19 protein-coding genes are annotated in these 23,181 nt (G+C 69.9%); 7 read left to right on the top strand and 12 right to left on the bottom strand.

Translation table 11 applies throughout. The features are described from left to right. Window positions 1–43: 43 nt before the first annotated feature. The 6 genes from SSP08S_RS01335 to SSP08S_RS01310 all read right to left on the bottom strand — a co-directional run bounded on the left by SSP08S_RS01335 (window position 44) and on the right by SSP08S_RS01310 (window position 7,136). Window positions 44–1,822 carry an IucA/IucC family protein gene (locus tag SSP08S_RS01335; protein ID WP_019065772.1) on the bottom strand — a complete coding sequence of 593 codons (1,779 nt, stop codon included), beginning with the start codon at window positions 1,820–1,822 and terminating at the stop codon, window positions 44–46. After that, the gene (locus SSP08S_RS01330; RefSeq protein WP_019065771.1) at window positions 1,819–2,349 is read right to left on the bottom strand and encodes a GNAT family N-acetyltransferase; all 531 of its coding nucleotides are present in this window, start codon (window positions 2,347–2,349) and stop codon (window positions 1,819–1,821) included. The genes SSP08S_RS01335 and SSP08S_RS01330 overlap by 4 nt, the downstream gene beginning before the upstream one ends. After that, window positions 2,346–3,623, bottom strand: coding sequence for a lysine N(6)-hydroxylase/L-ornithine N(5)-oxygenase family protein (locus SSP08S_RS01325; protein ID WP_019065770.1), 1,278 nt, complete (start codon window positions 3,621–3,623; stop codon window positions 2,346–2,348). The genes SSP08S_RS01330 and SSP08S_RS01325 overlap by 4 nt, the downstream gene beginning before the upstream one ends. After that, window positions 3,607–5,049, bottom strand: a complete 1,443-nt coding sequence (gene desA, locus SSP08S_RS01320) for a lysine decarboxylase DesA (protein WP_019065769.1) — start codon at window positions 5,047–5,049, stop codon at window positions 3,607–3,609. The genes SSP08S_RS01325 and desA overlap by 17 nt, the downstream gene beginning before the upstream one ends. Before the next feature lie 113 nt (window positions 5,050–5,162). After that, complete coding sequence (locus SSP08S_RS01315) at window positions 5,163–5,984, bottom strand: siderophore-interacting protein (RefSeq protein ID WP_019065768.1); 822 nt, start codon at window positions 5,982–5,984, stop codon at window positions 5,163–5,165. A gap of 102 nt (window positions 5,985–6,086) precedes the next feature. After that, window positions 6,087–7,136, bottom strand: a complete 1,050-nt coding sequence (locus tag SSP08S_RS01310) for an ABC transporter substrate-binding protein (protein ID WP_019065767.1) — start codon at window positions 7,134–7,136, stop codon at window positions 6,087–6,089. A gap of 210 nt (window positions 7,137–7,346) precedes the next feature. On the opposite strand from SSP08S_RS01310, the gene SSP08S_RS01305 reads away from it, so the two are divergent. Then, the gene (locus SSP08S_RS01305; RefSeq protein ID WP_102133268.1) at window positions 7,347–8,468 is read left to right on the top strand and encodes a polyprenyl synthetase family protein; all 1,122 of its coding nucleotides are present in this window, start codon (window positions 7,347–7,349) and stop codon (window positions 8,466–8,468) included. After that, the gene (locus SSP08S_RS01300) at window positions 8,465–9,091 is read left to right on the top strand and encodes a biliverdin-producing heme oxygenase (protein ID WP_019065765.1); all 627 of its coding nucleotides are present in this window, start codon (window positions 8,465–8,467) and stop codon (window positions 9,089–9,091) included. Before SSP08S_RS01305 ends, SSP08S_RS01300 begins: the two co-directional genes overlap by 4 nt. 231 nt (window positions 9,092–9,322) lie before the next feature. Here the strand turns inward: SSP08S_RS01300 and SSP08S_RS01295 are convergent, their stop codons facing one another. The 4 genes from SSP08S_RS01295 to SSP08S_RS01280 are packed head-to-tail and all read right to left on the bottom strand — an operon-like array spanning window position 9,323 to window position 15,034. Next, entirely contained in the window at window positions 9,323–10,483 is a 1,161-nt protein-coding gene (locus SSP08S_RS01295) for an acyl-CoA dehydrogenase family protein (RefSeq protein ID WP_019065764.1), read from the bottom strand. Window positions 10,484–10,488: 5 nt separating this feature from the next. Further along, on the bottom strand, window positions 10,489–11,427 hold the full coding sequence (locus SSP08S_RS01290; protein ID WP_043259215.1) for a hydroxymethylglutaryl-CoA lyase: 939 nt from the start codon (window positions 11,425–11,427) through the stop codon (window positions 10,489–10,491). Window positions 11,428–11,435: 8 nt separating this feature from the next. Next, window positions 11,436–13,394: an acetyl/propionyl/methylcrotonyl-CoA carboxylase subunit alpha gene (locus tag SSP08S_RS54660; protein WP_051105838.1), complete on the bottom strand. Its 1,959-nt coding sequence runs from the start codon at window positions 13,392–13,394 to the stop codon at window positions 11,436–11,438. A 23-nt stretch (window positions 13,395–13,417) separates the two neighbouring features. After that, window positions 13,418–15,034, bottom strand: a complete 1,617-nt coding sequence (locus SSP08S_RS01280; RefSeq protein ID WP_019065761.1) for a carboxyl transferase domain-containing protein — start codon at window positions 15,032–15,034, stop codon at window positions 13,418–13,420. Window positions 15,035–15,139: 105 nt separating this feature from the next. On the opposite strand from SSP08S_RS01280, the gene SSP08S_RS01275 reads away from it, so the two are divergent. The 4 genes from SSP08S_RS01275 (at window position 15,140) to SSP08S_RS01260 (ending at window position 19,179) form a co-directional block, all read left to right on the top strand. Continuing rightward, window positions 15,140–15,742 (top strand): SACE_7040 family transcriptional regulator, encoded by a 603-nt coding sequence (locus tag SSP08S_RS01275; protein WP_019065760.1) that lies wholly within the window; start codon window positions 15,140–15,142, stop codon window positions 15,740–15,742. Window positions 15,743–16,136: 394 nt separating this feature from the next. Further along, window positions 16,137–17,294 (top strand): acyl-CoA dehydrogenase family protein, encoded by a 1,158-nt coding sequence (locus tag SSP08S_RS01270; RefSeq protein ID WP_026178084.1) that lies wholly within the window; start codon window positions 16,137–16,139, stop codon window positions 17,292–17,294. Between the two features lie 35 nt (window positions 17,295–17,329). After that, window positions 17,330–18,202: an acyl-CoA thioesterase gene (locus tag SSP08S_RS01265; protein WP_019065758.1), complete on the top strand. Its 873-nt coding sequence runs from the start codon at window positions 17,330–17,332 to the stop codon at window positions 18,200–18,202. 5 nt (window positions 18,203–18,207) lie between these two features. Further along, window positions 18,208–19,179, top strand: a complete 972-nt coding sequence (locus SSP08S_RS01260; protein ID WP_019065757.1) for a cation diffusion facilitator family transporter — start codon at window positions 18,208–18,210, stop codon at window positions 19,177–19,179. Window positions 19,180–19,200: 21 nt separating this feature from the next. On the opposite strand, the gene SSP08S_RS01255 is transcribed toward SSP08S_RS01260, so the two are convergent. Together SSP08S_RS01255 and SSP08S_RS01250 are read right to left on the bottom strand one after the other, a co-directional pair. Then, window positions 19,201–19,989: a phosphatase gene (locus SSP08S_RS01255; protein ID WP_026178083.1), complete on the bottom strand. Its 789-nt coding sequence runs from the start codon at window positions 19,987–19,989 to the stop codon at window positions 19,201–19,203. Between the two features lie 78 nt (window positions 19,990–20,067). Beyond that, window positions 20,068–21,552, bottom strand: a complete 1,485-nt coding sequence (locus SSP08S_RS01250) for a PucR family transcriptional regulator (RefSeq protein WP_026178082.1) — start codon at window positions 21,550–21,552, stop codon at window positions 20,068–20,070. A gap of 143 nt (window positions 21,553–21,695) precedes the next feature. On the opposite strand from SSP08S_RS01250, the gene SSP08S_RS01245 reads away from it, so the two are divergent. Continuing rightward, window positions 21,696–23,165 (top strand): sodium:solute symporter family protein, encoded by a 1,470-nt coding sequence (locus SSP08S_RS01245; protein ID WP_019065754.1) that lies wholly within the window; start codon window positions 21,696–21,698, stop codon window positions 23,163–23,165. Window positions 23,166–23,181 lie beyond the last annotated feature (16 nt).

Genomic DNA, 23,181 nt, shown 5'->3' with positions numbered 1-23,181 from the left:
ACCCCGGGGGACCGTACCCCGGGGTGCCCGCCTGCTTGTGTGGTCAGAACCCGGCGATGGGGTTCTTCAGGGTGCCGACGAGCTGGAGCGCGCCGGAGGGGTCCGCCAGGTCCACCATCTGCTCGTTGTTGCGCAGTTGGAGCCGGTTGAGGCAGGACAGCGAGAACTCGGGGGCGAACATGTCGTACTGCCGGAACTTGTCGGCGAGTTCGGGCGCCGAGTCCTGGTACTCGCGGGTGACCTCCGCGACCGTACGCCAGAAGTCGTCCTCCTCCAGGACGCCCTCGGCGGCCAGGTTGGAGGCGAGGAAGCGGAAGAAGCAGTCGAAGACGTCGGTGAAGATCGACAGGAGCTTCTTGTCCTCGGGGACCTCGACCCGCAGCCGCTCCACCGTCGGCGGCAGCACCGCGTCCGGGTCCATGACGGCGATCTCCTCGGCGATGTCCTTGTAGATCGCGCGCTGGACGACACCGTCCTTGAGGACGAGGATCACGTTCTCGCCGTGTGGCATGAACACCAGGTCGTAGGCGTAGAAGCTGTGCAGCAGCGGGGTGAAGTACGCCCGCAGATAGCGCCGCAGCCACTCCACCGGGGTCAGCCCGGACCGCTCGATCAGTGCGCCGGCGAAGGACGCGCCCTCGTGGTCCAGGTGCACCAGCGAGGCCATCGTCGCCAGGGACTCGCCGTCCCGGAGCGAGGAGACCGGGCTCTCGCGCCACAGGGCGGCGAGCATTTTGCGGTACGGCGAGTAGCGGTCGGTCGCGGCCTCGTACTCCAGGTGCCGGTAGCCGACGGCGGCCCGCTCGCGGATGATCGACAGGCCGGTGGACCTCAACACCGGGTCGTTGTCGATGAGTTGGCCGAGCCAGTCGTTGATCGCCGGGGTCGCCTCCATGTAGGCGGCCGAAAGTCCGCGCATGAAGCCCATGTTGATGACGGACAGGGCCGTCTTCACGTAGTGCTTCTCGGGGTTGGACCTGTTGAAGAAGGTTCGGATGGACTGCTGGGCGAGGTACTCGTCGTCGCCCTCGCCGAGACAGACGAGGAGGCCGCGGGCGACCTCGGCGGCGAAGGTGACGGTGAGCTTGTTCCACCACTGCCAGGGGTGGACGGGGATGAGGAGGTAGTCGTCGGGGTCGAGACCCCGGTCCGTGAGGGTGGCGCGGAAGCGGTCCAGCGTGGCGCTGCCCAACTCGCCCTTGACGAACGACTCGTATTCGATGCCCACACCCGCCGTGAACGCCGCCCGTGAGCGGTGCGCGGCCAGCCAGACCAGCCGGACCGGGCTCGCGGTCTCGGGGGCGTAGGAGAGGTACTCGTGGACGCCGAAGCCGAGCCGCCCGTTGTTGGCGACGAAGCAGGGGTGGCCCTCGGTCATCCCGGTCTCGATGGCCTGGAAGTCGTTCGTCACCAGCTCGGCGACCGGGAGCTGCGGCTTGGTGAGCTTGTAGCAGGTGCCGGAGAGGGTGGAGGAGATCTCCTCCAGATAGACCGGCAGGATCGCCTCGCTCAGGCCGAGCGACTTCTGCAGCTCGATGAAGAACTCCAGGGCCGCGAGGGGGAGTTCGGCGCCGTCGCGGTGACGGGTGATGGAGTCGGCGTCGATCTGCCAGTGGTCGAGTGCGCGGCGGGTGGCGGTGAACCGGTAGCGGGTCAGGCCGTCGTCGCTGCGGACGGCGTACAAGTCGCCGTCCTGCGCGGCCGGTTCGGGAGTGATCAGCCGCTCGTGCGCGAACTCGGCGAGGGCCTTGCGGATCAGCTGGCGGTTGGCCTTCTCCCAGCGCTCGGGGGAGAGGTGGGCGACGGCGTCGGCGAGGCTCATGCGGACACCGCCGTCGCCGCCAAGAACTGTTCGCGGGTGCAGAAGCTCAACAGGGCCATTTTCTCCGGCTTCTGGATCTCGCGCTCGGGCACGAACCCGACCGCCTCGTTCAGGGCGTGCACGGCGGTGTTGGACACGTCCGGCTCCACGACGACACGAGCGACGGCCGGGTCCTCGAAGAGCCGGGCCATCACGGCGGTGATCACCGCGCGGGTGAAGCCGTGGACGGGCGTCTCGGTGGCCGGTGTCAGGAAGTGCATGCCGACATCACCGGGCAACGGCTCGTACAGGCCGACCAGTTCGCGATGCCGCGGGTCGTAGTATTCCATCAGGAAGACGGGCACCCCGTCCTGGAGCCCGAGCAGCGCCTGCTGGTGCTCGTCGGCGGCGATCTCCATGTAGGCGCGCTCGACGTCCTCCAGTTTCGCGTCCTGCATCATCCAGAATGCGGCCTTGGGGTGGGTGACCCAGCGGTGCAGCAGCTCGGCGTCCCGCAGCGGGTCCAGGGGGCGGAAGGTGAAGGTCATACGGCGAACTCCTGGAACGCGATGGTCTGTTCGACCGGGTAGTACTCGGTGCCGAGCAGCTCACGGATGATGTACGAGTTGCGGTACGCGCCCATGCCCAGGTCCGGGGACGTGATGCTGTGCGCGTGGACGCCGGCGTTCTGGAGGAAGACGCCCCGGCCCGTGGTGTCGATCGAGTAGTTGCGCGCGATGTCGAAGTTGCCCTGCGAGTCGTAGCGCAGCCGCTCGTGCACGGGCTTGAGGAACTCCGGCTCGGCGTACTTGTAGCCGGTGGCGAGGACCAGGCCCTGCGAGCGCAGGGTGTAGTCCTTCTCCTGCTCCTCCTGGCGCAGACCGAGTTCGTAGACGCCGTCGCGGTAAGTGACGTCGTTCAGCGAGGAGTTGGTGAGCAGCCGGGTGGGAACGGACCCGCCGACCTTCTTCTGGTAGAGCAGGTCGAAGATGTCGTTGACGAGGTCGCCGTCGATGCCCTTGAAGAGGCCCTTCTGCTCGGCCGTGAGGCGGTAGCGGGTCTGCTCGGGCAGCGCGTGGAAGTAGTCGATGTACTCCGGGGAGGTCATCTCCAGCGTGAGTTTCGTGTACTCCAGCGGGAAGAAGCGCGGCGACCGTGTCACCCAGTTCAACTCGTAGCCGTGGACGTCGATCTCGCTGAGCAGGTCGTAGTAGATCTCGGCGGCGGACTGCCCGCTGCCGACCAGCGTGATCGACTCCTTGGCCTGCAACTCCGCTCTGTGCTGCACATAGCGGGAGTTGTGGATGAAGTCGCCACCGAGACCCGCGACGGCCTCCGGGAGGTAGGGAGGGGTGCCGGTGCCGAGGACCAGATGCCGGGCGCGGTAGAGGTCACCGCCCTCGGTCCGGACGACGTAGACCTCGTCCTCGTACGTCACTTCGGCGACAGTCGTGCTGAAGCGCACGTTGGTGAGCCGGTTGGCCGCCCAGCGGCAGTAGTCGTCGTACTCGACGCGCAGGGGATAGAAGTTCTCGCGGATGTAGAAGGGGTACAGACGCCCCTTCTCCTTCAGGTAGTTGAGGAAGGAGTACGGCGAGGTCGGGTCGGCGAGGGTGACCAGGTCGGACATGAACGGGGTCTGGAGGTGGGCGCCGTCGAGGAACATGCCCGCGTGCCACTCGAAGTCGGGCTTAGAGTCCAGGAAGATTCCGTCGAGTTCGGCGATGGGCTCGGTGAGGCAGGCGAGGCCGAGGTTGAAGGGTCCGAGCCCGATGCCCACGAAGTCGTAGGTCTTGGTGGCGGGTTCAGGAAGCGCGGTCAAGGGACTCTCCCAGGTACTGCTCGGCATGGCCGGCGATCAGATCGAGGACGGCGGCGATGTCGTCGGCCGTCGTCTCGGGGTTGAGCAGGGTGAACTTCAGGTAGTGGCGGCCCGCGACCTTGGTGCCCGCGACCACCGCGTCACCGGAGGCGAACAGGGCCTTGCGGGCGTACAGGTTGGCGCGGTCGATCTCGGCCGGGTCGGTGACGGCGGCCGGGATGTAGCGGTAGACGAGGGTGGAGAGCGTGGGCTCGACGACCACGTCGAACCGCGGGTCGGCGGCGAGCAGCTTCCAGCCCTCCTCGGCCAAGTCGCAGACCTCGTCGAAGAGTTGGCCGATGCCGTCGGCGCCCATCACGCGCAGCGTCATCCACAGCTTGAGCGCGTCGAAACGGCGGGTGGTCTGGAGGGACTTGTCGACCTGGTTGGGGATGCGCTCCTGCACCATGCGGCGCGGGTTGAGGTAGTCCGCGTGGTAGGTCGCGTGGCGCAGGGTGTCGGCGTCGCGGACCAGCAGGGCGGACGAACTCACCGGCTGGAAGAAGGACTTGTGGTAGTCCACGGTGACCGAGTCGGCGCGTTCGATGCCGTCGATCCGGCTCCGGTGCTTGAGAGAGGCGAGCAGCCCGCAGCCGTAGGCCGCGTCGACGTGCATCCACACCCCGAACTGCTCGCACAGCTCGGCGACTTCGGGCAGCGGGTCGATGGAGCCGAAGTCGGTGGTGCCGGCGGTGGCGACGACGGCCATGGGCACGAGCCCGGCGTTCTTGCAGCGCTCCAACTCCCGGGCGAGCGCGACCGTCTGCATTCGCTTGTCGGCGCCGACGGGTATCGACACGACGGCGTCCTGCCCGAGGCCGAGCAGTTTCGCCGACTTCTTCACGCTGAAGTGGCTCACTTCGGAAGCGAAGATACGTAGTTTGGCCAGGCTGTCGGTCTTGGCCTCCTCGCGGGCCAGCAGCAGCGCCTGGAGGTTGGACTGGCTGCCCCCGGAGGTGAACACCCCGTCGGCGTGCGGTCCGAGGCCGATCCGCTCGTTCGTCCAGTCGATCAGCTTGCGCTCGATGAGGGTGCCGCCGGCCGACTGGTCCCAGGTGTCCAGGGAGGAGTTGACGGCGGAGAGCACCGCCTCGCCGAGCACCGCGGGGATGACGACCGGGCAGTTGAGGTGGGCGAGATAGCGGGGGTGGTGGAAGTAGATCGCGTCACGCAGGTACACCTCGTCCAGCTCGTCGAGCACCGCGGCGGTGTCGTGCAGCGGACGGTCGAGGTCGATCCGGTCGATGAGGGGGGAGAGGGCGTCGACCGTGACGCCGGTGAACGGCCGTTCCGTGGTGGCGAGTTTGGCCGCCACCCGCTCCACGCCTTGAGTCACGGAGCGGCGGTAGTGCTCCGCAGTCGTGTCATTGAGCAGGTGCGAGCGCATGTGGGGGTCCTCCGGGGTGGGGACGGATTTGAACTTAGGTAAGGCTAACCTAACTTAGATCTTTCGGAACCCACCCCTCCCGTGACAGCCGTCACTCACGCATCGGCCGCCTCTCACCCCGCTTCGCGCAACTGCTCCTCGCTGAGCCCCTGCCGCCAGTACCCCACGAAGGTCACCCGCCGCCGGTCGAACCCCCGCTCACTCACGAAGTGCCGCCGCAGCGCCTTCACTTGACCGGACTCACCCGCGATCCAGACGTACGGCCGCTCGGCGAACGGGAGTTGGGCAGCGCGCAGGGCGCCGAGGGCCATGGGGGACCCCTCGGCGCCCTGGTTCTCCCGCACCAGCCAGGTCACCTCGGCGTCGGCCGCGGTCACCAAGTCCTGTACATCACCGGCATGTTGGACCTCCAGCCACACCCGCGCAGGCATACCTGCGGGCAGCGCTTCGAGAATCGCGGACACGGCGGGGACAGCGGTCTCGTCGCCCCAGACGACCACGAGATCGGTGTCCTCCGGCGGCCGGAACCGAATGGCCCGGTTGTCCGCGACGGCCGGCCCGAGCAGCACGACCCGGTATCCGGCGCGGGCGCGCGAGGCCCACCGGGAGGCTGGCCCGGCGGGTTCGTGCAGCACGAAGTCGATGTCGATCTCGTCGGGTTCGCGGCGCAGCGCGCGAAGCGTGTACGACCGCATCACCGCCCGCACGTCGTCCGGGAGTTCACGCCAGGCCTGCCACCACCCGTCACCGAGCTCGTAGGGCACGGCGGGCTCGGACTGGCCCGGATGCGGCAGGAAGAGCGACAGGGACTGATCGGACCCGTCGGAGTGGAAGCAGGCCAGGTCGTCCCCGGCAAAGGTCACCCGGACCAGAGACGGCCCGAGCCGCTCCGTCCGCACGACATGGAGTGAGAAGAAGCGGAACGGGCCGGTCATAGGGGTTCCTTCAAAGAAACGTGAGGCTTAAAGGGGCGCGGGGAACTGCGCGACCAGCCCCCACCGGCCCGCAGCTCCCCACAAAGCGAAACCACCCCAAACTCAGCTGACCTTCTTCGCGTTCTCGATGGCCTTAGCCAGATCCTCAAGCAACGGCGCACACTTCGCGTACGACAGAATCGGCTCAGGATTGCGGGCGATCACCTGGTTCGCCTTCACCGCAGGCAGCTTCTTCCACGTGCCCTCGGTAATATCGGCCGGCTGAATCGCCGAGGTCCGGCTGTCCATCATGATGATGTCCGCCCCGTACTTGTCGACGTTCTCCCAGCTGAGGTTCTCGAACCAGCCGCCACTCGCCTTCAGCGCGGCGGCGGACGGCTCGACGAAGTTCACGCCGAGCGCCTTGTAGTACTCGAGGTCGATGGAGAGATTCGACCCGGAGACGTAGAAGATGTCCTGGCTCGCGGAACCGGCGAGGACCTTGATGTCCGGCTTGGCCTTGGCCGCGGCGCGCAGCCGGGCGGCAGCGTCCTCGAACCGCTTCTTCGCCGCGGTGATGGTGGACGAAGTGGTGTCCGCGCCAAGGGACTTGGCGAGTTCCAGCATGCGCGCGAGCGGCGTCGGCAGCTGGACGTCGTACGCCGAGATGCCGACGGTCGGCGCGCCCACGGCGAGGATCTTCTTCTTCGACTCCTCCGGGACGTACCAGAGCGTGCCGGCCGCGTCGAACATCGTGGTGATCAGGACGTCGGGGGAGAGGGCCGCGTACTTCTCGATGTTGAACTGGCCCCACTCGTTGCCGATGATCGTGACCTTGCTGATGTCCAGGTCGCCGGCCTGCACGTCGGCCTTGCCGTCCTTCAGCTTGGTCGGGCCGAAGACTCCCTTGGACTCGATGCCGTAGTCGTGCAGCGCGGCGGCGACGCCGATGAAGGAGACGATGGTCGCCGGGGTCCTGTCGGTCTTCGCGGTCTGGCCGCGGTCGTCCTTGAAGCTCCACGGCCCGGACTTCGCGGCCGTCGTCTCCTTGCCCGAGCCACCGCTTTTCGCGTCTTCGTCCCCGCAGGCCGCGAGTACGGCGCCGAGGCCGAGGGCGCCGCCCGCGGCGAGGATGCCGCGGCGGGAGAGGTGGGTGGCACGGGCGTTGGACATGTGTGGCTGCTTTCGAACAGGGTGGAGCACCCGCCGGACAATTCGAAGGTAGGTTAGCCTAACCTCACTGAATGTCCAGTGGGCGGGGGTGGCCGCCGTTCACACCCCGCGCACTTTGGCTTTCAACCACCTTGTCCCGTCCGTCCGTTGTGATCATGCTCGTTCGTAGCGAGCCCTGCGCACTGATGTTCGGTGACATTCGGAGGTGGAGTGGCTACCACGGTGGAAGCGACGGATGTGGACGCGGTGGTGCGGAGCGACGCGGCACTGCTGGAGGACGACCTCGCCGAGTTCCTCGGCGCACTGACCGCCCCGGCGCGGGCGGCGGCCTCCGCCTACGACACGGCACTACGGCGTTCCCTGTACGAACCGGTCGCCGATGCCGTCGGCTCGAAGATCGGCCAGCAGGCGCTGCCCCCCACCGCCGCGACACCCGGCGGCCGGGCTCCGCTGCGCCCCTCGATGGTCTACTGGGCCTACCGCAACTACCGGGGTTTTCCCGGTGAGTCGGCCGAGCGGGACGAAACCGCCGCCGAGCTGGCCGTCGTCCGCCGCACGGCAGTTGCCGTAAGGATTCTGCTGAAGGCTGCCGTCGCCCTCGACGACATCCAGGACGGCAGCGACGTCCGCTACGGCGAACCCGCGCTCCACACCACGCACGGCACACCGCTCGCCCTCAACGCCGGCGCCTGGCTGATCATGTCCGCGCTGCGGCACGCGGCCGACCCGGCCGTCGTGGACAGCCTGGTGCGCTCGGTCGGCGACGGCTTCACCGGGCAGGCCGTCGACATGTCCTCGCGGACGGCGCTCACCCGCGCCGAGCTGCTGGCCGCGCCGCGTGCCGTCCGGGTCGGCTTCTGGGAGGAGACGGCCGCGCTCAAGACCGGCACCCTGTTCCGGATGCCGCTCGACGCGGCGCTCGCGGGACTGCGGGTGGTCGAGGACGACCGGCTCGCCCTGGACGGCGCGATGCGCCAACTCGGCCTCGCCAGCCAGCTGTTCAACGACCTGACCGACTTCGTACCGGAACTCGGCGGCGCCAACACCCACGAGGACTTCGACGGCCTCGGCAACCGGGTCCTTCTGGAACTTCTCGACGGCGCACCGCCCGAAGCGGAATTCAAACGGTACGTTCTCGGTCACCCGCAACTGGAGCGGACGCTGCTGGCGCTCGCCGAGGAGGCCGTGGCCCTGAAGCGCGCCGCGAAGGACACCGTCCACGGGGTGTGCCGCTCCGAGCGCAGCGCCGCCTACTTCGACGTGACGATCGAACGCAAGGGCCACCTCATCGACCGTCTGCTCACGACGGTCCGGCAGCGGAGCGGCTTATGACGGACAGGGCGACCCAACGGCTGAGGAACGGCACCCGGACCTGGCACCAGGCCCTGGAGAGCACCGAGTTCGCCGCCGCGATGCTCGCCGGAACCCTCCCGCTCGACCGCTATGTCGGCCAACTCGCCGCCTACCGCGTGGTGTTGGAGGCGCTGGAGGCCGAACTGGCCCGCGCCACCTGCCCGTCCGTAGCCTCGGTGTGGTCGCCGGACCTGGCCAAACTCCCGTTTCTCGAACGCGACCTGCGCCACTTCCTCGCCCTCGGTGCAGTCCTTCGGCCCTGCCCGGCCGCCACGGAGTTCGCCGACGAGATCCGGCACTCCGGCGCCACCGAACTCCTCGGCTACCTCTACGTGCTGGAGGGCTCCACCCTCGGCGCCCTCTTCCTGCTCCGGTACGTCACCGAGGCGTACCGGCTCACGGACGGGAACGGCACCTCGTACTACGGCAGCGGCGACCGCGCCCGCTGGGCTGCCCTCACCGAGCGCCTCGACCGGGCGCTCGGCGAACCCGCCGTACAGGACAGGGTGTTGGCCGCCGCCGAGCGGGCCTACCGGCATGTGGCCCTGATCTCGGCGGAGTTGTCGGTGGGGCTGGGCAGCCCGGCTCCAGAGCCGGTCTAGGGATCTTCGCGGGCCGGGCCGACACGGCAATGACGGTCCCGCGCCGCCACGAGGGCATGGCCGCCGAGCTCGGCGCGGAAGTCGAAGCGATCATGCGCGGCGCCGCCCGTCGGGGAACCGGCACCATCGCTGCAGCGGCAGTCGGTGCGGATGTGGCCCTTGCGTACGCCGGCCGGTCTTCGGTGGCCAGGACGCGGCGCCGCCCTGCCCCCGAACGGGTCTGGCCGCCTCTCAGCCCGCGAGGCCCAACTCGCGGGCGATCAGCATCCGTTGGACCTCGCTGGTGCCCTCGCCGATCTCCAGGATCTTGGAGTCGCGCCACATGCGGGCCACCGGGTACTCGTTCATGAAGCCGTAGCCGCCGTGCACCTGGGTTGCGTCGCGGGCGTTGTCGACGGCGATGGTGGAGGAGTACAGCTTGGCGAGGGCCGCCTCCTTCTTGAAGGGTTCGCCGGCGACCAGCCGGGAGGCCGCGTCGCGCCAGGCGAGGCGGGCGGTGTGGGCCTTCATCTCCATGTCGGCGATCTTGAACTGGATGGCCTGGTTGGCGCCGATCGGCCGCCCGAACGCGTGCCGTTCCTTGGCGTACTTCACCGACTCGTCGACGCAGCCCTGCGCGAGACCGGTGGCGAGGGCCGCGATGGCGATCCGGCCCTCGTCCAGGATGCGCAGGAACTGGGCGTAGCCGCGGCCCTGTTGGCCCAGCAGGTTCGCCGCCGGGACCCGGACGTCCGAGAAGGACAGTTCACGGGTGTCCGAGGCGTTCCAGCCGACCTTCGAGTACGGCGCCGCGACCGTGAAGCCGGGCGTCCCGGACGGCACGATGATCGCCGAGATCAGCGGCTTGCCGTCGGGCTTGCGGCCGGTGACCGCGGTGACCGTCACCAGACCGGTGATGTCCGTACCGGAGTTGGTGATGAAGCACTTGGAACCGTTGATCACCCACTCGTCGGTGTCCGGGTCGAGCCGGGCGGTCGTCCGGGTCGCGCCCGCGTCGGAGCCGCCGTCCGGTTCGGTCAGCCCGAAGGCGCCGAGGATCTCGCCGGAGCACAGCCGGGGCAGCCACTCGGCCTTCTGGGCGTCGGTGCCGAAGAGATGGATCGGCATCGCGCCGAGCGAGACGCCCGCCTCCAGGGTGATAGCGACCGACGAGTCGACGCGGGCCAGCTCCTCCAGGACCAGGCCGAGGGCCAGATAGTCGCCGCCCATACCGCCGTGCTCCTCGGGGAACGGCAGCCCGAACAGGCCCATGCGGCCCATCTCGCGGACGATCTCGTACGGGAACTCGTGCCGCTCGTAGAAGTCGCCGATCTTCGGCGCCACCACGTCGTGCGCGAACTCCTCGACCGTACGGCGGAGTTCTTCCAGCTCGGGGGAGAGACGGTGGTCCATGGCGGTCACTGCTCCTTGTGGGGCTGTGTCGTTTTACCGAGTGCGCGGACGGTGCGGGACGGGCTGGGTCGGCCCAGTTGTTCGGCCATCCACACGCTGGTGGCGGTGAGACGGCCGAGGTCGACTCCGGAGTCGATGCCGAGACCCTGGAGCATCCACACCAGGTCCTCGGTCGCGAGGTTGCCGGTGGCGGACTTGGCGAACGGACAGCCGCCGAGGCCGCCCGCGGAGGCGTCCACGGTGGTGACGCCGTGCTGGAGGGCGGCCAGGGTGTTGGCGAGGGCCTGGCCGTAGGTGTCGTGGAAGTGCACGCCCAACACATCGGTGGGGACGTGCTGTTCGTTGAGCGCGGCGAGAAGTTCCAGGACATGCCCGGGAGTTGCCACGCCGATCGTGTCGCCGAGACTCAGCTCGTCGCAGCCCATGTCGACCAACGCCCGGCAGACCCGCACCACTTGGGCGATGGGGACCTCGCCCTCCCAGGGGTCGCCGAAGCACATCGAGAGATAGCCGCGCACATGGGCGCCCTCGTCCTTGGCGCGGGCCACGACCGGGGCGAACACGGCCAGCGACTCGTCCACCGTGCGGTTGAGATTGGCCTTGGCGAAGGACTCGGTGGCGCTGGCGAAGACGGCGACGCGGTTCGCGTCCAGGGCCAGGGCCCGGTCCAGGCCACGACCGTTCGGCACGAGGACGGGCAGGTGCACGCCCTCCAGGTCCCGCACGAGCGGGAACAACTGCTCGGCGTCGGCCAGTTGGGGCACCCACTTGGGGTGGACGAAGCTGGTGGCCTCGATGGTGGTCAGGCCCGCGTCGGCCAGCCGCCGGATGAACTCGGCCTTGACCTCGGTGGGCACGGTCGACTTCTCGTTCTGGAGTCCGTCACGGGCCCCCACCTCGTGGATGCGCACCCGCGCGGGCAGATCGGGGGCCGGTACGACCATCGGGAGTGTCACTGGTCCTCCTCCGCAGGTGTGACGATCACGGGTGTGTCGATCAGGGGTGTGTCGATCAGGGGTGTGACGACCGCCAGCACCTGGTCCATGGCGACCGTCGCGCCGGGGGTCACATCGAGTTCGGCGACGGTGCCGGCGTGCGGCGCGGAGACGACGTGCTCCATCTTCATCGCCTCGACCACCAACAGGCTCTGCCCGGCGGTCACTTGATCTCCTACGGCGACCTTCACCACGGTCACCGTCCCCGGCATCGGCGCGGTCAGCGAACCGGCACCGGAGCGGTCGGCCCCACTGAGGGAGGCGGCCACCGGATCGTGGTCCCGCACCTGCCAGGCGTCCCCGTTCCGGCCCAGCCAGTCACCGGCCCGCCAGAAGGTGTGCCGGACCCCGTCGAGGGTGACGGCGACCTGGTCCGCGGTGACGGCGTGGGTGCCGCGCGGGACGTACTCCACGGGCTCGGTCACCCGCAGCTGGAATCCGACGGGCTTCGGAGCACCGCCCAGCCGCCAGCCGCTCGGCACCGAGAACGGGTCGGTCCAGCCCTCGCCCGTCGGCCGCAGAGCGTCCAGCCGTACGGCGGCCGCCGCCTCGTAGACCTCCTCGGGCACCTCGTCCGGGATGAGGGAGTCCGCCTCGCGCTCGACGAGCCCGGTGTCCAACTCGCCCGCCACGACCGCCGGATGGGCCAGCAGCCGCCGTAGGAAACCGGCGTTCGTCGGCACGCCCAGGGTGACCGTGTCCGCGAGGGCGGCCCGGAGTTTCCGCAGCGCGGTCGCGCGGTCGGGGCCGTAGGCGATGACCTTGGAGAGCATCGGGTCGTAGAGGCTGCCGACCTCGGTGCCCTCGGAGAGCCCGGAGTCGGTGCGGACGCCGTCGCCGGAGGGTTCGTGCAGCGTCAACACCGTGCCGCCGGAGGGCAGGAACCCGCGCGCGGGGTCCTCAGCACAGATACGGGCCTCGATCGCGTGCCCGGTGAGCGTGATGTCCTCCTGTGCGAAGGGCAGCCGCTCGCCCGCCGCGACCCGCAGCTGCCACTCCACCAGGTCGAGTCCGGTCACCAACTCCGTGACCGGGTGCTCCACTTGGAGGCGGGTGTTCATCTCCATGAAGTAGTACGACGACGGGTCGTTCCCGGGGACGATGAACTCCACCGTGCCCGCGCCCGCGTACCCGCACGAGCGGGCCGCCTGGACCGCCGCCTCGCCCATCGCCGCGCGCGTGGCCTCGTCCAGGAGGACGCTCGGGGCCTCCTCGACGACCTTCTGGTGCCGGCGCTGCAGGGAGCACTCGCGTTCGCCGAGGTGGACGACGTTGCCGTGGCCGTCGGCCAGGACCTGGATCTCGATGTGGCGGGGCCGGTCCACCCACCGCTCTACGAGCAGCGTGTCGTCGCCGAAGGATGCGCGGGCCTCGCGGCGGGCGGCGGCGATCTCGTCGTCCAGGAGGGTGAGGTCGCGGACCAGGCGCATGCCCTTGCCGCCCCCGCCGGCGGATGGCTTGAGGAGGACGGGCGCGCCCAACTCATGTGCTGCTTTGGCGAGTTCGGGGTCGCGGCCGCCGGGGACGACCGGAACGCCGGCCGCCTCCACCGTCTCCTTGGCGCGGATCTTGTCGCCCATGAGGGCGATCGCGTCCGCCGGGGGACCGATGAAGACCAGCCCGGCGTCGGCGCACGCGCGCGCGAAGGCCGCGTTCTCGGCGAGGAAGCCGTAGCCGGGGTGCACGGCCTGCGCGCCGGTGCGGGCCGCCGCCTCCAGGAGCCGTTCGACCGACAGATAGCTCTCGGTGGCCGGGGCGGGACCGATCCGTACCGCCGTGTCGGCCTCCCGGACGTGCCGGGCGTCCGCGTCGGCGTCGGAGAAGACGGCCACCGAGCGCACACCGAGCGAGCGCAGGGTGCGGATCACGCGGACCGCGATCTCGCCCCGGTTGGCCACCAGGACCGTCTCGAACATGTCGACCATCTCGGGCACCCTCATCACATCCGGAAGACGCCGAACTGGGGGTCTCCCAGGGGCGCGTTGGCACAGGCGGTCAGGGCGAGGCCCAGCACCTGGCGGGTCTCCAGGGGGTCGATGACCCCGTCGTCCCAGAGGCGGGCGGTCGCGTAGTAGGCGTTGCCCTGGCGCTCGTACTGCTGCCGGATCGGGTCCTTGAAGGCGTCCTCGTCCTCGGCGGGCCAGGACTCGCCGCGCGCCTCCAACTGGTCGCGCTTCACGGTCGCGAGGACCGACGCGGCCTGCTCGCCGCCCATCACGGAGATCTTGGCGCCGGGCCACATCCACAGGAAGCGGGGGGAGTACGCCCGGCCGCACATCGAGTAGTTGCCCGCGCCGTACGAGCCGCCGACCACGACCGTCAGCTTCGGCACGCGCGCGCAGGCGACGGCGGTGACCATCTTGGCGCCGTGCTTGGCGATGCCGCCCGCCTCGTAGTCCTTGCCGACCATGAACCCCGAGATGTTCTGGAGGAACACGAGCGGGATGCCGCGCTGGTCGCACAGTTCGATGAAGTGGGCGCCCTTCTGGGCGGATTCGGAGAACAGGATGCCGTTGTTGGCGACGATGCCCACCGGGTGGCCGTGGATGCGGGCGAAGCCGGTGACCAGGGTCTGCCCGAACTCGGCCTTGAACTCCGAGAAACGGGAGCCGTCGACCACGCGCGCGATGATCTCCCGTACGTCGTAGGGGGTACGGGAGTCGACCGGGACCGCGCCGTAGATCCCGTAGGGGTCGACCTTCGGCTCCACCGCCTCGGTGACCTCCCAGGGCAGCGGCCCGCGCGCGGGGAGCGTGGCCGCGATGTTCCGCACGATCCGCAGGGCGTGCGCGTCGTCCTCCGCGAGGTGGTCGGTGACGCCCGACACGCGCGCGTGGACGTCGCCGCCGCCCAGCTCCTCGGCGGTGACGACCTCGCCGGTGGCGGCCTTCACCAGGGGAGGCCCACCGAGGAAGATCGTCCCCTGATTCCGGACGATGACGGCTTCGTCGCTCATCGCCGGGACGTAGGCGCCCCCGGCGGTGCACGACCCCAGCACGGCGGCGATCTGCGGAATGCCCGCCCCCGACATCCGGGCCTGGTTGTAGAAGATCCGCCCGAAGTGCTCGCGGTCCGGGAACACCTCGTCCTGCATGGGCAGGAAGGCACCCCCGGAGTCGACGAGATAGATGCACGGAAGCCGATTCTCCAGGGCGATCTCCTGGGCCCGCAGATGCTTCTTCACGGTCATCGGGTAGTACGTCCCGCCCTTGACCGTGGCGTCATTGGCGACGATCACGCACTCGCGCCCGCTGACCCGCCCGATCCCGGCGATGACGCCGGCGGCCGGGGCGGCCCCGTCGTACATCCCGTCGGCGGCCAGCGGCGCCAGCTCCAGGAAGGGTGAGCCGGGGTCGAGAAGCGTGTCCACGCGGTCGCGGGGGAGCAGCTTGCCGCGCGCGGTGTGCCGTTCCCGGGCCCGCTCACCCCCGCCGAGCCGGGCCGCAGCGAGCTTCTGCCGCAGCTCCTCGCCCAACGCGCGGTGCGCCGACTCGTTGGCCCGCCACGCCTCCGACGCGGGATCGGCCGCGCTCGTCAGCTCCGGTGCCTCTTGCATTCTGTGGTCCCCTCGCACAGCGATCGGCTGCTCTCGACTGTTAATGAGCGTTAACCATTCCCTCCAGGTTAACGACCGCTAACCTCCCTGTCTAGAATTGCTTTCATGACCACGAGAACCGACGCCCCCACCCGCCGCGAGCAGATCCTCAAGGAGGCCGCGCGGCTCTTCGCCGAGCGGGGATTCCACGGCGTCGGTGTCGACGAGATAGGCGCCGCGGTCGGCATCAGCGGCCCCGGCCTCTACCGCCACTTCCCCGGCAAGGACGCGATGCTCGCGGAACTCCTGGTCGGCATCAGCGGCCAGCTCCTGACAGGCGCGAAGCGCCGACTGGCCGAGGCGGAGGGCGTGACCTCCTCGGAGACCCTCCTCGACTCCCTCATCGAGGGCCACATCGACTTCGCCCTGGACGACCGCCCCCTCATCACCCTCCACGACCGCGAACTGGACCGCCTCCGCGACACCGACCGCAAACTGGTCCGCCAGCTCCAGCGCCAGTACGTGGAGCTGTGGGTGGAGGTCGTACGGGACGTCTACCCGGACCTGGCCGAACCCAGCGCGCGATCAGCGGTCCACTCGGTCTTCGGCCTGCTCAACTCGACGCCGCACCTGGGTCGACCGGGCTCGCTCCCCGGGCGGGGGGCGACGGCGGAACTGCTGCATCGGATGGCGCGCGGGGCGTTCGGGGCGGCGGCTTCGGCGGGGTGACGGGGGCGAAGCCGGGCCGGGGCCGACGGGCGAGAGAGGGAAGCCGGAAGCCGCAAGCCGGAGGCTGGAGGCTGGAGGCGCGAAGCCGAAAACCGCAAGCCAAGGTCCAAGGGCCGAAGACCGGAAGGGGTCGGGCCGCAGGCTGCGGACCGGGTGCGGTCGACGGATGCAGCCGCGGCCGGCGACGAGGGCGAGGGCGAGCAGCCCCCGGGGTCCGGGGCAGAGCCCCGTGTCGGGCCCTCTCGGCCCACCGAGTCGGGCGGGTGGGTGGGCAAAGGCGGCGTGACGAGCGTTACGTGCCCGATCCGCTGGACGCTCCCCCTACTCGCCGGTACCGTGATGTTCTGAGCAAGCGCTTAGAAATGCGTCAGGTATCCATGCGGAGGTGGCGGCGGTGCGCCGTACTGTGTTCAACGAGGACCACGAGGCGTTCCGGGAGACCCTGCGGGCCTTCATCGAGGCCGAGGTCGTCCCCGTCTACGACGAGTGGTTCGCCGCCGGCCAGGCGCCGCGCGAGTTCTACTACAAGCTCGCCGAGCTCGGCGTCTTCGGCATCCGCGTGGACGAGGAGTACGGCGGCGCGGGCATCGACTCGTACAAGTTCGAGGCCGTCCTCTACGAGGAGACCGCGCGCGCGGGTGTCTCCTTCGGCGGCTCCGGTGTGCACGTGCTGCTCGGCCTGCCCTACATCAAGCTGCTCGCCAACGACGAGCAGAAGAAGAAGTACCTCCCGAAGTTCGTCTCCGGCGAGGAGATGTGGGCCATCGCGATGACGGAGCCGGGCACCGGTTCCGACCTCGCGGGCATGAAGACCACCGCCAAGCTCTCCGAGGACGGCACGCACTACGTCCTCAACGGCGCCAAGACCTTCATCACCGGCGGTGTGCACGCCGACCGCATGATCGTCTGCGCCCGCACCTCCCCGTCCACCAAGGAGGACCGCCGCCACGGCATCTCCCTCTTCGTGGTGGACACCAAGGCCGAGGGCTACTCGGTCGGCCGCAAGCTCGACAAGCTCGGCCTGAAGACCTCCGACACCGCCGAGCTGGCGTTCGTCGACGTCAAGGTGCCCGTCGAGGACCTCCTCGGCGAGGAGAACAAGGGCTTCTACTACCTCGGCCACAACCTCGCCTCCGAGCGCTGGGGCATCGCCTTCGGCGCCTACGCGCAGGCCAAGGCCGCCGTCCGGTTCGCCAAGCAGTACGTCCAGGACCGCGTGGTCTTCGGCCAGCCCGTCGCCGCGTTCCAGAACACCAAGTTCGAACTGGCCGCCTGTCAGGCCGAGGTGGACGCCGCCGAGGCCGTCGTCGACCGCGCGACCGAGGCCCTGGACGCCGGCGAGCTGACCCCCGCCGAGGCGGCCAGCGCCAAGCTGTTCACCACTGAGGTCGCCCACCGCGTGATCGACCGCTGCCTCCAGCTGCACGGCGGCTACGGCTTCATGAACGAGTACCCGATCGCCCGCCTGTACGCGGACAACCGCGTCAACCGCATCTACGGCGGCACCAGCGAGATCATGAAGACGATCATCGCCAAGGACATGGGTCTGTAAGGTCCCGGCAATTACTGCCCGGTACAACTAACCCCATGAACCAGGCACTACAGGATCTCCTCGATCTGCTCGACCTCGAGCAGATCGAGGAGAACATCTTCCGCGGCGAGTCCCGCTCCGCCGTCGTCCCCCGCGTCTTCGGGGGCCAGGTGGCGGCCCAGGCCCTGGTCGCCGCCGGACGGACGGTCCCCGCCGACCGGTACGCGCACTCCCTGCACGCGTACTTCCTGCGCACGGGAGACCCCGGAGCGCCCATCGTCTACACCGTCGAGCGCATCCGCGACGGCCGTTCCTTCACCACCCGCCGCGTGCTCGCCGTCCAGCACGGCCGGCCGATCTTCGCGCTGTCGGCGTCCTTCCAGGCGTACGAGGAAGGCCTCGACCACCAGGCTCCCATGCCACCCGCGCCCGACCCGGAGACGGTGCCCACGGGCCGTGAGCGGCTGCTCGGCTACGACCACCTCGATCAGAGGATCGTTGAACGATTCCTGGAGGCGCGTGAGGCGATCGACCTCCGGTACGTCGACGACCCGCCGTACGGCCGCTTCGGCGAACCGCGCGAACCGCACTCCCAGGTCTGGTTCCGCACCAACGGCAAGCTCGTGGACGACCCGCTGCTCCACGTAGTACTCGCGACCTACGTCTCCGACATGACCCTCCTCGACTCGATCCTCCTCGCGCACGGCCGCGGCGGCTGGGCCGTAGGGGATGTCGTAGGAGCGTCGCTCGACCACGCGATGTGGTTCCACCGGCCGTTCCGCGCGGACGAGTGGCTGCTCTACGACCAGGAGTCGCCGTCGGCGTACGGCGGGCGCGGGCTCGGGCAGGCCCGGATCTACACCCAGGACGGTCGGCTGGCCGTTTCGGTCATCCAGGAGGGTGTCGTGCGGGTTCCTCGGGAACACTGAGGGGCATGGCAGAAGCAGAGGAAACCGAGGGCGGCGGCGAGTCCACCCTCACGGTGATCGTCGCGGCCGTCGCCAACCTGGGGATCGCGCTGGCCAAGGCGGTCGCGGGCGTCATCAGCGGCTCCAGCGCGATGCTCTCCGAGGCCGCGCACTCCGTCGCCGACACGGTCACCGAACTCCTCCTCCTCACCGCCCTGAAGCGCAGCGAGAAACCCGCCGACGAGGAACACCCCCTCGGCTACGGCCCCGAGCGCTACATCTGGGCGATGCTCGCCGCCGTAGCCACCTTCGTCGGCGGCGCCGTCTTCTCGATCTACGACGGCATCCACACCCTGGTCGCCGGCGAGGACCTCGGCGACCCGCTCATCTCCTACATCGTGCTCGGCGTCGCCTTCCTCCTGGAGGGCTACTCCCTGCGGACGGGCGTACGCCAGGCGCGCGGCGAGGCGGCCCGCTTCGACGCCTCCTTCAAGCGCTACCTCCGCTACACCCCCGACACCGCGGTGAAGGCCGTAGTACTGGAGGACTCCGCCGCCCTGGTCGGCCTGGTCCTCGCGGCCGGCGGCCTGCTCGGCGGACAGCTCACCGGCTCCGGCGTCTGGGACGGCCTCGCGTCCCTCTGCATCGGCCTGCTCCTGCTCTACGTCGCCTGGGTGCTCGGCCGCTCCAACGCCGAACTCCTCATCGGCCGCCCGCTGCCCAAGGCCATGCGGGACCGCATCCGCGAAGAGCTGCTCGGGGTCGAACACATCGAAGCCGTACTGGAGTTGACGACCCTCGTGCAGGGCCCGCGCGAGGCACTGGTCGCCGCGAAGATCGACTTCCGGGACCGGTCGAGTGCCGCGCAGATCGAGTGGGCCTGCGAACAGGCCGAGCAGCGGCTGCGGGAGGCGTTCCCCTCGGTGAACCGGGTCTATCTCGACCCGACACCCGGGTACGCGCAGCGACGGGCCGAAGGGCTCAACCCCTGGCCGTGAGAGGGGAGTTGAGCCGGGCGGTCAGGACAGTCCCGCCTCCGCCAGCAGATACGCGGTCAGCGGGTCGTAGTACCTGGGGCTGACCACATGGTCGTCGAGCGGGACGGCCACCTGGAGAGTGCCCTCGGACTCGGCGAGGAAGAGCGCCGGGTCGTTGCAGTCCGCGTAGCCGACGGAGTCGACGCCGTGGCGGCCCGCGTAGCCCGCCCAGCCGTGGTCGGCGACGACGAGGTCGGGCAGCGGGCGGCCCTCGCGTTCCATGGCGGTCAGGATCGCCTTCATCGGCTCACCGGAGTGCGTGTGCCAGAGCGTGGCGCCGTGCTCCAGGACGGCCACGTCCGCGAACTGCATGACGTATCCCTCCTCCGTCTGCAGCCCCTCCGGGATCACCACGATCTCGCAGCCGGCCGTGCGCAGCGCGGCGGCCGTGGAGTGGTGCACTTCGAGCAGCCCGCCCGGGTGGCCGGTGGCGAAGAGGACCCGCTGCTGTCCGTCGGCCGCCTTGCGCAGCCGCGCGGCGAGGCGGTCGAGCGCCGCGACCGTCAGCTCCGGGTCGATGGTGTCCTGGCCGTAGCGGTACTCGGGATCGTCGTTCACCCCCACCCGCTCCGCCATCACCGCGAGCACGTCCTGCTCGTCGGACCAGCGGTTGCCGAGCTCCAGGCCGAGCCAGTAGTGGCGGTCGCCGTTGGCCAGCTTGCGGTAGTGGGAGAGGTTGTTCTCGCGGGGGGTGGCTACGTCGCCCGCGATACGGGTCTTCACAAGGTGATCGACGAGCTCGGCGCGGCTTGGGGTCCCGGGTATCGGCATGGTTCCCATTGTGGAGCAGCGGGCTGTGCCGGTGCCCGACGTCCCGCACGCTGGGATGTGGATCACTCGCCCCCCCGCTCACAGATGGCGCAGGCCGAACCACAGCTCCATCCGTACGTCCGGATCGTCCAGATCCGCGTCCAGCAGCGCCGCGCACCGGGCGATCCGCTGCCGCACGGTGTTGCGGTGCACGGCCAGCGCGACCGCCGTACGGTCCCAACTCCCGTGCAGGGACAGCCAGGTGCGCAGGGTCTCGGTGAGCGCGGGGCTCGCGGCGAGCGGGGCGAGGAGGGTGCGGGCGTGTGCCTCGGCCTCTCCGTGGGGGAGCAGTCCGGCGAGGCCGGGGCGGCCGGCGGCGCCGTGCCGGACCAGCGGGGCGCGGGTCGCACGGGCCCGGGCCAGGGTGCGGGCCGCCTGGGTGTCGGCGGCGGACCAGTCCTGTGGAGCTACGGGGGCACTGACACCGAGGGTCCAGCCGGGCTGCGGGCCGGGTTCGCGGTCGGCGGGGACCAGTACCCGTACTACCTCCGGCGTCAGGTCGATCAGCGCGGAACCGAGGGCGGCGCCGAGCGCGGACGCGGCGACGGGGTCGGAAACAGGGGTGTCGGGCGCCGCGTGCACGACGACCCACCGGTCCGTGCCGAGCAGCGGCGCGACCTCCTCCGGTGCGGCGCCCAGCAGCAGTCGTACCAGCGCCGACGAACGGTTCGCTCCCGTGCGGCTCTGGTGTTCGCCGGTGAGGAGGGAGAGCAGTACGGCGGCGACGGAGGCGATGGTGTGGTCGCCGGGGTCGCGGTGCGGGGCGGCGACCCCTAGGACGAAACCCTGACCGGTACCCAGGGCGTAGGCCGCGAGATGGGCGCCGGGGACGGTGTCGGTGGCGGAGGCGGGGGGCGTGGCGGAGGCGGGCGTTTCGGAGGGGCGTACCACCTGCGCCAGCTCTGCCAGCGCCTCCGTTCCCGCCGCCCCCCGCCCCGCCGCCGCGATCTCCGTGCCGTCGGGCCCGTACAGCACCGCCCGGCCGCTCACCCGCTGGGCGAGCTGCCGTAGCACCGAAGGGACCGGATCGGGGCGGGAGGCCGCTGCCGCCAGGCTCTGCTGGGCCTCGGTGACGCGGCGGAGTTCGGCGAGGCGGGCCTGGGCCATCAGCTGCCAGACCGCGCGGGCCACGCGGGAGAAGGGGGTGGGCGGCGGGACCTCGAGGAGCGGCAGGTCGTAGTGGTCGCAGGCCGCGACCAGGGCCCTCGGTACGGTGTCGTGGACCGGCGCGACGCCGAAGCCGAGGGCCACCCCGCCCGCCTCGACGATCCGGGAGACGTAGTCGGCGAAGTACGTGCCGGAGCCCGCCGCCTCCGGGATGTGGACGCCCGCCGTCAGCAGCAGCTCACCGCCCAGCAGATACGGATACGGGTCCGGCATCTCCGACGTGTGCGCCCAGTGGATGACGATGTCCGGGTCGGTGGGCCCCGCGATCTGCCGCAGCCCCAGGTCCTCGCGGGCGAGGAGGGCGGTGAGGGGTACGGGAGGTGTAGGGGGCGTCGGGGGAATCGTGAGGTCCGGCATGGTGGACGTTTCCTCCATCACCTCGTGCTCGAATGGATGAAACGTACACTTCGCAGCCGCTTTCCGGCCACCTAGGGTCAGTCGCGACGCAAGCCCCCCGAGACATCGGGACGACCCCGAGAGTGCGCGAAGGAGGCCCCCGTATGGCCGTCGACTACACCGTCATCGTCGTCTACCTGGCCGGCATGCTGGCCATGGGCTGGTGGGGCATGCGCCGCGCCAGGACCAAGAGCGACTTCCTGGTCGCGGGCCGCCGCCTGGGTCCCGTCATGTACTCCGGCACCATGGCCGCCATCGTCCTCGGCGGCGCGTCCACCATCGGCGGGGTGGGCCTCGGCTACCAGTACGGGTTGTCCGGGGCGTGGATGGTCTTCACCATCGGCCTCGGCCTGCTCGCCCTCTCCGTCTTCTTCTCCGCCCGCATCGCCCGCCTCAAGGTGTATACCGTCTCCGAGATGCTCGATCTCAGGTACGGCGGCCGCGCGGGAGTGATCTCCGGCGTGGTCATGTGGGCCTACACCCTGATGCTCGCGGTCACCTCGACCATCGCCTACGCCACGATCTTCGACGTCCTCTTCGACATGAACCGCACGGTCGCGATCGTCCTCGGCGGCTCGATCGTCGTCGCGTACTCGACGCTCGGCGGCATGTGGTCCATCACGCTGACGGACATGGTCCAGTTCGTGGTGAAGACGATCGGCGTGCTCCTGCTCCTGCTTCCGATCGCGGTCGTCAAGGCGGGCGGCTTCAGCGAGATGAAGGCGAAGCTGCCCACCGGGTACTTCGACCCGCTGGGCATCGGCGGCGAGACGATCTTCACCTACGTCCTGATCTATACGTTCGGCATGCTCATCGGCCAGGACATCTGGCAGCGCGTGTTCACGGCCGGCAGTGACAGGACCGCCAAGTGGGGCGGCACGGTCGCTGGCACCTACTGTCTCGTCTACGCCCTCGCAGGCGCCGTCATCGGCACCGCGGCGAAGGTCCTCTACCCCAACCTCGGCAGCGCGGACGACGCCTTCGCGACCATCGTCAAGGACGAACTCCCGGTCGGTGTACGGGGGTTGGTGCTGGCCGCCGCCCTCGCCGCCGTGATGTCGACGTCCTCCGGCGCGCTGATCGCCTGCGCCACGGTCGCCAACAACGACATCTGGTCCAAGCTGCGGGGAGCCGTCACGCGGGACGGCGAGGAGGAGCAGCACGACGAGGTGCGCGGCAACCGTGCCTTCATCCTCGTCATGGGCGTCGCGGTGATCGTCACGGCGATCGCGCTCAACAACGTCGTCGAAGCGCTGACCGTGGCGTACAACCTGCTCGTCGGCGGTCTCCTCGTCCCGATCCTCGGCGGCCTGCTGTGGAAGCGCGGTACCGCACAGGGCGCGCTCGCCTCCGTCGCCGTCGGCGGCCTCGCGGTCGTCGGCCTGATGGCGGGCTACGGCATCCTCGCCAACGAGCCTGTCTACTACGGCCTGTTGGCGTCCCTCGCCGCCTACGTCGCCGTGTCGCTCGCGACGCCCGCGACCGACGCGGCGGTACTGGCCGCCTGGCGGGAGCGGCTCGCCGGGCGTGGCGCCCCCGAACTGGCGTCCGAGCCGGTCGCCGCCCACCAGTAGAGTCGTAGCAGACGCA

Source organism: Streptomyces hokutonensis (assembly GCF_000376565.1).
Taxonomy (GTDB): domain Bacteria; phylum Actinomycetota; class Actinomycetes; order Streptomycetales; family Streptomycetaceae; genus Streptomyces; species Streptomyces hokutonensis.
This window is presented reverse-complemented; position numbering and strand designations above follow the sequence as displayed.

What these genes read in the sequence shown, in the direction of transcription:
- SSP08S_RS01335 (WP_019065772.1), bottom strand. Translation starts at nt 1,822, where the DNA reads ATGAGCCTCGCCGACGCCGTCGCCCACCTCTCCCCCGAGCGCTGGGAG.
- SSP08S_RS01330 (WP_019065771.1), bottom strand. Translation starts at nt 2,349, where the DNA reads ATGACCTTCACCTTCCGCCCCCTGGACCCGCTGCGGGACGCCGAGCTG.
- SSP08S_RS01310 (WP_019065767.1), bottom strand. Translation starts at nt 7,136, where the DNA reads ATGTCCAACGCCCGTGCCACCCACCTCTCCCGCCGCGGCATCCTCGCC.
- SSP08S_RS01300 (WP_019065765.1), top strand. Translation starts at nt 8,465, where the DNA reads ATGACGGACAGGGCGACCCAACGGCTGAGGAACGGCACCCGGACCTGG.
- SSP08S_RS01295 (WP_019065764.1), bottom strand. Translation starts at nt 10,483, where the DNA reads ATGGACCACCGTCTCTCCCCCGAGCTGGAAGAACTCCGCCGTACGGTC.
- SSP08S_RS01255 (WP_026178083.1), bottom strand. Translation starts at nt 19,989, where the DNA reads ATGCCGATACCCGGGACCCCAAGCCGCGCCGAGCTCGTCGATCACCTT.
- SSP08S_RS01315 (WP_019065768.1), bottom strand. Translation starts at nt 5,984, where the DNA reads ATGACCGGCCCGTTCCGCTTCTTCTCACTCCATGTCGTGCGGACGGAG.
- SSP08S_RS01280 (WP_019065761.1), bottom strand. Translation starts at nt 15,034, where the DNA reads ATGCAAGAGGCACCGGAGCTGACGAGCGCGGCCGATCCCGCGTCGGAG.
- SSP08S_RS01260 (WP_019065757.1), top strand. Translation starts at nt 18,208, where the DNA reads ATGGCAGAAGCAGAGGAAACCGAGGGCGGCGGCGAGTCCACCCTCACG.
- SSP08S_RS54660 (WP_051105838.1), bottom strand. Translation starts at nt 13,394, where the DNA reads ATGTTCGAGACGGTCCTGGTGGCCAACCGGGGCGAGATCGCGGTCCGC.
- SSP08S_RS01265 (WP_019065758.1), top strand. Translation starts at nt 17,330, where the DNA reads ATGAACCAGGCACTACAGGATCTCCTCGATCTGCTCGACCTCGAGCAG.
- SSP08S_RS01275 (WP_019065760.1), top strand. Translation starts at nt 15,140, where the DNA reads ATGACCACGAGAACCGACGCCCCCACCCGCCGCGAGCAGATCCTCAAG.
- SSP08S_RS01290 (WP_043259215.1), bottom strand. Translation starts at nt 11,427, where the DNA reads ATGGTCGTACCGGCCCCCGATCTGCCCGCGCGGGTGCGCATCCACGAG.
- SSP08S_RS01250 (WP_026178082.1), bottom strand. Translation starts at nt 21,552, where the DNA reads ATGCCGGACCTCACGATTCCCCCGACGCCCCCTACACCTCCCGTACCC.
- SSP08S_RS01245 (WP_019065754.1), top strand. Translation starts at nt 21,696, where the DNA reads ATGGCCGTCGACTACACCGTCATCGTCGTCTACCTGGCCGGCATGCTG.
- desA (WP_019065769.1), bottom strand. Translation starts at nt 5,049, where the DNA reads ATGCGCTCGCACCTGCTCAATGACACGACTGCGGAGCACTACCGCCGC.